The organism is Myxococcus sp. CA005 (assembly GCF_006518205.1).
Lineage (GTDB): Bacteria > Myxococcota > Myxococcia > Myxococcales > Myxococcaceae > Myxococcus > Myxococcus xanthus.
In genome coordinates, this window is sequence record NZ_SRLV01000158.1 from 1 (window position 1) to 8,074 (window position 8,074).

Annotated in this window: 9 protein-coding genes; 6 read left to right on the forward strand and 3 right to left on the reverse strand. The window is 69.5% G+C overall.

The features are described 5' to 3' along the window. The first annotated feature begins 32 nt into the window (after positions 1-32). Positions 33-587 (forward strand): adenine phosphoribosyltransferase, encoded by a 555-nt coding sequence (locus FMQ63_RS36280; protein ID WP_011555317.1) that lies wholly within the window; start codon positions 33-35, stop codon positions 585-587. Positions 588-883: 296 nt separating this feature from the next. Next, positions 884-1,714 carry an alpha/beta fold hydrolase gene (locus FMQ63_RS36285; RefSeq protein WP_011555318.1) on the forward strand — a complete coding sequence of 277 codons (831 nt, stop codon included), beginning with the start codon at positions 884-886 and terminating at the stop codon, positions 1,712-1,714. A 13-nt stretch (positions 1,715-1,727) separates the two neighbouring features. On the opposite strand, the gene FMQ63_RS36290 is transcribed toward FMQ63_RS36285, so the two are convergent. Both FMQ63_RS36290 and FMQ63_RS36295 read right to left on the reverse strand, forming a co-directional pair. Continuing rightward, positions 1,728-2,402 carry a hypothetical protein gene (locus FMQ63_RS36290; RefSeq protein WP_225909426.1) on the reverse strand — a complete coding sequence of 225 codons (675 nt, stop codon included), beginning with the start codon at positions 2,400-2,402 and terminating at the stop codon, positions 1,728-1,730. Between the two features lie 9 nt (positions 2,403-2,411). Beyond that, positions 2,412-2,579 carry a hypothetical protein gene (locus FMQ63_RS36295; RefSeq protein ID WP_153881079.1) on the reverse strand — a complete coding sequence of 56 codons (168 nt, stop codon included), beginning with the start codon at positions 2,577-2,579 and terminating at the stop codon, positions 2,412-2,414. Positions 2,580-2,704: 125 nt separating this feature from the next. On the opposite strand from FMQ63_RS36295, the gene FMQ63_RS36300 reads away from it, so the two are divergent. Genes FMQ63_RS36300 through FMQ63_RS36315 form a run of 4 tightly spaced genes read left to right on the forward strand, consistent with a single transcriptional unit; the run spans position 2,705 to position 5,761 of the window. Continuing rightward, positions 2,705-3,313, forward strand: coding sequence for a TetR family transcriptional regulator (locus FMQ63_RS36300; RefSeq protein WP_011555321.1), 609 nt, complete (start codon positions 2,705-2,707; stop codon positions 3,311-3,313). Then, positions 3,310-4,521 (forward strand): MFS transporter, encoded by a 1,212-nt coding sequence (locus FMQ63_RS36305; protein ID WP_011555322.1) that lies wholly within the window; start codon positions 3,310-3,312, stop codon positions 4,519-4,521. The genes FMQ63_RS36300 and FMQ63_RS36305 overlap by 4 nt, the downstream gene beginning before the upstream one ends. Continuing rightward, a complete protein-coding gene (coaD, locus tag FMQ63_RS36310; protein ID WP_026113756.1) occupies positions 4,521-5,018 on the forward strand; it encodes a pantetheine-phosphate adenylyltransferase in 498 nt (165 codons plus the stop codon). The genes FMQ63_RS36305 and coaD overlap by 1 nt, the downstream gene beginning before the upstream one ends. Further along, positions 5,015-5,761: an MBL fold metallo-hydrolase gene (locus FMQ63_RS36315; protein WP_011555324.1), complete on the forward strand. Its 747-nt coding sequence runs from the start codon at positions 5,015-5,017 to the stop codon at positions 5,759-5,761. The genes coaD and FMQ63_RS36315 overlap by 4 nt, the downstream gene beginning before the upstream one ends. Before the next feature lie 54 nt (positions 5,762-5,815). On the opposite strand, the gene FMQ63_RS36320 is transcribed toward FMQ63_RS36315, so the two are convergent. After that, on the reverse strand, positions 5,816-7,729 hold the full coding sequence (locus FMQ63_RS36320) for an alpha-amylase family glycosyl hydrolase (protein WP_020477798.1): 1,914 nt from the start codon (positions 7,727-7,729) through the stop codon (positions 5,816-5,818). Positions 7,730-8,074: the final 345 nt, after the last annotated feature.

Here is an 8,074-nt window from a genome sequence, read left to right on the forward strand (position 1 = left end):
CCGTTTTTCATCCTCCCGCTGGAGCGCACGCCATGCACCCGCCCGTCCCGAGCCTGACCGACACCACCCTCGTCGCCGACCTGAATGCCCGGCTCCGGGACGTACCGGACTTCCCCAAGCCCGGCATCGTCTTCAAGGACATCACCCCCGTGCTGGCGGACCCGCGCCTGTTCGGCCGCGTCATCGACGCCATGTCGGCGCCCTTCCGGGGCCAGCACGTCACGAAGGTGGTGGGCGTGGAGGCCCGAGGCTTCCTGCTGGGCGCCCCCATCGCGCTGGCGCTCAACGCGGGCTTCGTGCCGGCGCGCAAGCCTGGGAAGCTGCCTCACCGCTCGGTGGTGGAGCGCTACTCGCTGGAGTACGGCTCTGACGGCGTGGAGATGCACGAGGACGCCATCCTCCAGGGGGAGCGGGTGCTCGTCGTGGATGACGTGCTGGCCACGGGAGGCACGGCGGAGGCCACCGCGAGGCTCGTGTCCCGGCTCGGCGGCGAGTTGGTGGGCTTCTGCTTCCTCCTCAGCCTGGACTTCCTCGAAGGCCCCAACCGCCTCGGGCGCGAGCGCGTGACGACGCTGCTGACCTTCTGATTGGCGCGTGCCGACCGCGAAGCGCTCCGGCCTCTCCCACCGGAGCGCGATGCCACGCCCGGACGACGGCACGCCCACGGGGATGAGCGGCGAGCAACCTTCAGTTGCATGTGAACGTCTCCCGCAGGGGTCATCCCGGGAAATCAGGAGCAGGATACTGGGCGAAGCATGAATTGATTGAGACAGCGGCCCCCCGCCCGGCCGGAACGGCCCCTGCCGTGTTGCCTGCTGACATGCGGGCCGGGCCTGCGCACCCTCCAACGAGAACCAACCAACGCTTCCACGGAGGGGACGACATGCCGGAAGTACACACTCGCGGCGGCGCCCGCATCCGCTACGACGACACGGGCCAAGGTGAGCCCGCGCTTCTCTTCATCCCAGGGTGGTGCACCACCCGAGCGAGCTTCCAGAAGCTGATTCCCCGCTGCTCCGCCTTCCGCCGTGCCCTGTCCGTGGACATCCGGGGGCACGGCGAGTCCGAAGGTGGAGGCACCGACTTCGACAGCACCACGGTGCTGGAGGACCTGCTCGCGGTCGTGGAGGCCAGCGGCGCGCGGCACATCGTCCCCGTGGCCATGTCCCACGCGGGCTGGTGGGCGCTCGACTTGCGACGGGCGTTGGGCCCAGCGCGTGTGCCACGGATGGTGCTGCTGGACTGGATTGCCACCGAGCCCACCCCGGCCTTCCTCCGCGCCGTGCGCGGGCTCCAGACGGAGCGCTGGAGCAAGGTGCGAGACAGCCTGCTCCAGGGCTGGCTGGAGGGGCTCGACGACGACGCCATCCACCGCTTCGTGCGCGACGACATGGGCGCGTTCGACGAAGCCATGTGGGCCCGGGCCGGGCGGGAGATTGAAGCGGCCTACGCCCGCGAGGGCTCTCCGCTGCGAGCGCTCGCCGCGCTGGAGCCCATGCCGCTTACGATGCACCTGTACGCGCGGCCGGAGTCACACGACTACCTGGCGGCGCAGGTGGACTTCGGCGCGGAGCATCCAGGTTTTCACGTGCTGAAGCTCCCCGCCACCAGCCACTTCCCGGCGCTGGAGGTGCCGGCGATGGTGGCCGCGGGCATCGAGGCGCTCGTCTCCGCGCGAGAGGTCCCCGTCCACGCGGACGCCGTTCCGGCCTGAGGCGGCGCGGGGACTACCGCAGTCCCAGGGCTTCCTTCATGCCATCGGTGCGCTCCCGGGCGCGCCGCATGGCGATGCGGTTGAGCTCGGGGTCCACGGGCAGCGGCATCCACGCCAGGTACCGGGCACCCGGGCCGCCATCTTCGGACTTCCCGCTCGCGACGACCATCGTCCGATGCTGGAAGGCCTCTTCCCAGGGGCCGCACCCCGACATGGAGAAGTGCTTCACGGTGTCGTCTTTCGCCTGCGTCCAGGCGATGCAGGGAAATTCGGAGCAGTCCACCGCCACCACGTCGAGCCCCATGCCGCACTCGTTGGCGGCACGGAAGGCCACGCGCTCGAAGCCCTTGGGCGTGAAGGGCTCCGGCAGTTCGGGCGCGAAGGCGAGGGGCCGTTCTTCGGGCGCCGTGTCATGCCCGCTACCGGGTTCGGCCGAAGCAGGCGAGGCCGGCTCCGGGAGCCTGCGAAGCACTGCGGCTTCACGTGCCGCCTTCGGCGCAGTCACCGACGCCTCCCGCTTCGGAGACTCCGACGGGCGGGGTGCAGGCCGTGCAGCGGGTGCGGAAGCCTGGACAGCGGCCTCCCCGGACGGTCCCTGCGGCGTAACGGAACCGCTGCTGAACCAGACCCCGGCGGAGAATGCCAGGGCCACGACGAGCCCCAGGAGCGCGAAGCGAAGCAGTTTCATGGCCACACCTCATTCATCGAGGATGAACTTCACGGGGCGCCCCGCCGCGCCGCAACAGTCCTCGGGCACGCCCTTGCCGGGAACAAGCGTGAGCGCCGCCCCCTGCACGCCCAGGCAGAGCCCCACCATGACGCCAGTCAGCATCATCGCGCGGGAGCAACGGGCGGTTCGTGTCATGCGGTCCACGCTAGCAGCGCCTGGGGCTCCATCCACATTCGGGCCCTCGCCCCCAGGGGCAGGTGGGATTGACGCCCTTGCCTGCCCTGTTTATAAGTTGGTCAAACAACCAATAAACACGCCCCATGCCCCGTCCATCCAACACCGAGGAGCGCCGTCAGCAGATTGTCGCGGGCCTGCTGAAGGTCATGTCGGAGCGCGGTTACGAGCGCGCTTCCGTGAGCGAAATCGCGAAGGCGGCGGGGTTGAGCGCGGGGCTGGTGCACTACCACTTCAGCGGCAAGCAGGAGATTCTCCTCACGCTGGTGGAGCAGCTCGCGGCGCAGGCGCGGCAGCGGGTGGCGACGCGGCTGGAACGGGTGAAGAGCCCGGACGCCCGAGCCCGCGTGGATGCCTTCGTGGAGGCCTTCCTCGCCACGGGCGACGACGCGGCCCCGGCGGCCGTCGCGAGCTGGGTCACCATCAGCGCGGAGGCCATCCGGCAGCCCGAGGTGCGAGCCATCTACGAGCAGGTGGTGCGCGCCGACCTGGAGCACCTGACGTCGCTCGTCGCCGCCGTGGTGGGACGGCGCAAGGCGCCCGCGCTGGCGGCCGGGCTGTTCGCCGCCGTGCAGGGCTACTTCGTGCTCGCCGCCAGCGTCCCGGGACTGGTCCCTGCGGGCTCCGCCGCCAGCACGGTGAAGCGCATGGCCGCGGGGCTGCTGGACCCGGCCGGCGCGAAGGAGGACGCATGAGGACGGCCACGAAGCTGGGGCTCCTCTCCAGCCTCTACCTGTCACAGGGGCTTCCCTTCGGTTTCTTCACCCAGGCCCTGCCCGTGCTGCTGCGCCATCAGGGCCTGTCGTTGCCTTCCATCGGACTGGCGCACCTGCTGGCGCTGCCCTGGGCGCTCAAGTTCCTCTGGGCCCCGCCCATGGACCGGCACGGTTCGGCGAGGTGGGGCCGGCGGCGCGGCTACATCCTGCCGCTGCAGTGCCTGTCGTCGGGGCTCCTGCTGGCGCTCGCGCTCCCCGAAGGCGGCCTGGACATGCGGCTGCTGATGGCCGCGGTGCTGGGCATCAACCTCCTGGCCGCCACGCAGGACGTGGCCACCGACGGGCTGGCGGTGGACCTGCTCGCGCCGGCCGAGCGCGGCTGGGGCAACGGCATCCAGGTGGCGGCCTATCGCGTCGGGATGATTCTGGGCGGAGGCGTGATGCTCGCTGTCTTCGACGCGGTGGGCTGGCGCCCCACGTTCCTCGCGTTGGGCACACTGCTGCTCCTGGCCACCGTGCCCATTGCCCTCTTCCGCGAGCCCCCCACCGCGCCCCCACCCGCTCAGAGCCTGGGCCTGCGATGGTGGTTGAAGCGTCCGGGGGCCGCCGCGTGGCTCACGCTGCTCGTCGTCTACAAGGCGGGCGAAGCCCTGGCCACCGGGATGCTGCGTACCTTCCTGGTCGACGAGGGCCTGTCGCTGACGGCCATCGGTTGGCTGTTGGGCGGCGTGGGCTTCACCGCGGGACTCGTGGGGGCGCTGCTGGGAGGCGGTTTGGTGGTGCGGCTCGGACGGCGACGGGCGTTGCTCGTCTTCGGAGGCATCCAGGCCGGCGCGGTGCTGCTCTACGCACTGGCGGCTCGAGGCCCCACGTCCCTGCCCCTGCTCACCCTCGTCTGCGGCGTCGAGTACGTCGCCAGCGGCATGGCCACCGCGGCCGTCTTCACCGCGATGATGGACGCCTGCCGGCCGGACCACGCCGCCACGGACTACACCGTGCAGGCGTCCCTGGTGGTGCTGGCCACGGGCGCCGCCGCCGCGCTGAGTGGCTTCAGCGCCCAGGCCCTTGGCTATGCCGGCCACTTCACGCTGGCCGCGCTCCTGTGCGCGGCGGGCACGCTGTACGCCGCCCTCACCTTCCACCCGCCCCGGAGCCTGGCCTCCGAGGCCGCTCCCGAGGTGTCGTGATGACCATCGCCGTCTACGCCGGCAGCTTCGACCCCGTCACCGCCGGCCACATGTCCGTCGTCCGGCAGGCGGCCCGCCTCTTCGGCCACGTCGTCGTGGTGGTGGCCGTCAACCCGGACAAGGAGAGCCTGCTGTCCGCCGACGAGCGCGTGGCCCTCCTGCGTGAAGCCGTGGCGCACCACCCCAACGTCACCGTGGCCCGCACGCAGGGGCTCATCGTCGACTTCGCGCGGGACATCGGCGCCAGCGTCCTGCTGCGCGGCGTGCGCGGTGCCATGGATGCCCAGTTCGAAACGACGCTGGCGCAGAACAACCGCGCGCTGGCGCCCGAGCTGTCCACCCTCTTCCTCCCAGCCGAAGCCCACCTGGCCGAGGTGAGCAGCAGCGGACTCAAGGCGCGCGTGGCGCGCGGCGAGGACGTTTCCGCCTTCTGTCCGCCGGCCGTCGCGACGAAGCTTCGGGAGCGACTCGACCCTTCCCTCCGGAGCCTGCCTTGAGCCTGTCCTTCATCACCCTTGGCATCGGCGACGCATTCTCCGCCCTGCGATATTCGTCCTGTTTCGCCGTGGAGGCGGAGGACCAGGTCCTACTCGTGGACTGCCCGCATCCCATCCGGAAGATGATGCGCGAGGCGTCCGAGTCCTCCGGCGTGCCCCTGGACGCGGACCGCGTCAGCGCCGTGGCCCTCACCCACCTGCACGCGGACCATGCGTCGGGCCTGGAGAGCCTCGGCTACTTCTCCTTCTTCGTGCTGCAGCGGAAGCTGGAGGTGCTGGCCCACCCCGCCGTCGCGGACCGGCTGTGGGAAGGCAACCTGGCCGCGGGCATGGAGTGCCTCATCGAGCGGCGCGGGGAGCCCCCCAACGACAAGCACTTCGAGGACTACTTCCGCCACACGCCGCTCTCCACGGAGACCGCCGTGCGGCACGGCCCCTTTCTCATCGAGAGCCGGATGACGTACCACCACGTGCCCACCACCGCGCTGCGCATCCACGCGGGGGGCCGCTGCCTGGGGTACAGCGCGGACACCGCCTTCGACGAGGGCCTCATCGACTGGCTCTCCAAGGCGGACCTCATCATCCACGAGACGAACTACGGCGTGCACACGCCCTACGAGAAGCTGGCGGCGCTGCCCGCCGAGCTGCGCGCCCGGATGCGGCTCATCCACTACCCGGATGACTTCGACACCAGCGCGAGCGTCATCGAACCGCTCGCGCAGGGCCGGCGCTACAACGTCTGAGGCGCGAACGAGCGCCCGGGAGATTCCACCCCGGGCGCCCGGTGCCGTCAGGCGCTACTGCGAGAAGATGACCAGCGAGTAGGGACCGATGGCGAACGACGCGTTGTGCGACAGGCCGTCCTTCGCGCCACTGTAGGCCACGGTGTCAATCGACGCCGTGTTGCCGAAGTCGCCCGAGTACCCGTTCCAGTCGCTGTTGAAGCGCGCGTACCACATGCCCCCGCGCGGGAAGCCGATGTTGTAGCTGGGGAAGTACGTGCCGCTGAAGTTGGCGACGATGACGACGTCATCCCCAGGCCCGCCGCTCTCCCAACGGTGGTACGCAATCACCTTGCCGCTGTTGTTGACGTGGTGGACGTTGACGTTGCCGCCGCGCAGGCCGCGCGTGTTGTTGAACCAGTTGCGGCGCAGACGGATGAGGTCGCGGTACAGCGTCCGGATGCCGCTGTAAGTGCTGTTCTTCCCCCAGTCCACGGGGTCCGTGTCCTGGAAGTAGCCGTCCTCGAGGAACTCCTGGCCCTGGAAGATCATCGGGATGCCAGGCGAGGTGAAGACGACGCCCGCCGCCAGCGTGGAGCGCTTCTTGGCGGCCCAGCTCCCCGCGTTGCCCGGCCAGATCTCCTCCGGGACGCGCGCCTTGCCGTTGGCCACCTCGTCGTGGCTCTCCGAGTAGATGACGCGCGCGGTGTGCCGCCCGCTGTAGCGCTGGGTGATGGCGTTGCGCACCGAGTTCATGTCACGGCCGCTGTCGTTCGACGCGATGACCGCCGCGCGGATGGCGTGCACGAAGTCGCCGCCCCACTGCGAGTCGAAGCCCGCGCCGCCCGAGGTGTCGGACGTGGCGTCGTTGGTGATAAAGTCACCACCGCCGAAGTCCTCGGCGATGCTGATCTTCCACGGCTGCGTGGCGTTGATTTCGCGGTTGATGGAGCGGAACACGCGCCACGCGTCGGGGATGGCGGTGGTGTCGCTGCCATTCTGCGTGCGCATGTACTTGGTGGCGTCCCAGCGCAGACCGTCACCCCGGAAGGAATGGGTGAGGTTCATCATCGAGTCGCGAATGTACGCGCGGACCTCGGGGCGGCCGTAGTCCGGACGGGTGTCGCCCCACGGCGTGCTCTTGCGCCAGTCGTTGTAGAAGTACTCGCCGCCCGAGCCCAGGCAGTCGCCGCTGAAGCACCACATGGGCAGGTCGCTGGGGCCGTAGTGGTTGTGCACCACGTCGAAGATGACGCCGATGCCACGCATGTGCGCCTCGTCCACGAAGCGCTTCATGTCATTGGGGTGCCCGTAGGCGCTCTCCGGCGCGAACGGGAAGGCAGCGTTGTAGCCCCAGGAGAAGTCACCGGCGAACTCGTACGCGGGCATGACCTTGATCATGTTCGCGCCCAGGTCCCGGACGTGGTCGAGCCTGGCAATCGCGCTGTTCCAGTTGCCGGGGCCGAAGCCGGGCGAGTCGTGGAACGTGCCGACGTGCATCTCGTAGATGATCATCTCGTTGAAGCCAGGGCTGCTGTACTGCTGCGCGTTCCACCAGTACTCGCCGTGGTCGTAGATGATGCTGGAGCCGGTGGAGTTCTCCTGCCACGCCGAGCGGGGGTCCGCCCGCCACGCGTCGCTGCCCCACTGGTTGCGGGTGATGAACTTGTACTTCTGGCCCTTCACCGCGCCCGCCACATCGCCAGAGAAGTTGCCGTTGAACTCGTTGCCCAGCTCAATCCAGGTGCCCCAGCCGTTGAAATCGCCCGAGACGAACACCCGGCTCGCCATCGGCGCCCAGACGCGGAACGTGGTGCCACCCGCATAGACGGTGGCGCCCATGCCGGGCCGCGTGGACGAGTTGAGCTGCTGGCTGATGACCGCCGTCTCTTCCGCGGAATCTCGCGGCGCTTCGAGCGCGGACTCCCCACAGCCGGCGGCAATCACACCCGCCAGCAGGAGCGCACTCCACCTGTTGCTGTGCCTCATGGATGACAACCTCCCTTGGTCAGGGAGCGTCCTAGCAACCGGCGTAAATCCCGCGCAAACGGCTCTGCACGAAATCTGTAATTTTCCATCACAACACGGCGCGTCAAACGTATCCACCGGCACACCTGAACCCCTGTGTGACACGCGCGAGAAGTTCCCAGCGCTCGCCATCGACGCATGAGTGCGATACGCCCCACACGTTGCGCCCCACCCAGGGAGCGCGCTGGGGAGAGCGACGCACGATGACGAAGAAGACAGCGCTGGCCCGACGTGAGGCCCTGCTCGCGTTGGCCGCGGTCCTTGCCAGCGGATGCGCCACGAGCCCCCCCTCCCCCACGCCCGCAC

Bases quoted from the DNA above. Each gene is read 5' to 3' on its own strand.
- FMQ63_RS36295 (WP_153881079.1), bottom strand. From the start codon at position 2,579: ATGACACGAACCGCCCGTTGCTCCCGCGCGATGATGCTGACTGGCGTC.
- FMQ63_RS36320 (WP_020477798.1), bottom strand. From the start codon at position 7,729: ATGAGGCACAGCAACAGGTGGAGTGCGCTCCTGCTGGCGGGTGTGATT.
- FMQ63_RS36290 (WP_225909426.1), bottom strand. From the start codon at position 2,402: ATGAAACTGCTTCGCTTCGCGCTCCTGGGGCTCGTCGTGGCCCTGGCA.
- FMQ63_RS36285 (WP_011555318.1), top strand. From the start codon at position 884: ATGCCGGAAGTACACACTCGCGGCGGCGCCCGCATCCGCTACGACGAC.
- FMQ63_RS36300 (WP_011555321.1), top strand. From the start codon at position 2,705: ATGCCCCGTCCATCCAACACCGAGGAGCGCCGTCAGCAGATTGTCGCG.
- FMQ63_RS36305 (WP_011555322.1), top strand. From the start codon at position 3,310: ATGAGGACGGCCACGAAGCTGGGGCTCCTCTCCAGCCTCTACCTGTCA.
- FMQ63_RS36280 (WP_011555317.1), top strand. From the start codon at position 33: ATGCACCCGCCCGTCCCGAGCCTGACCGACACCACCCTCGTCGCCGAC.
- coaD (WP_026113756.1), top strand. From the start codon at position 4,521: ATGACCATCGCCGTCTACGCCGGCAGCTTCGACCCCGTCACCGCCGGC.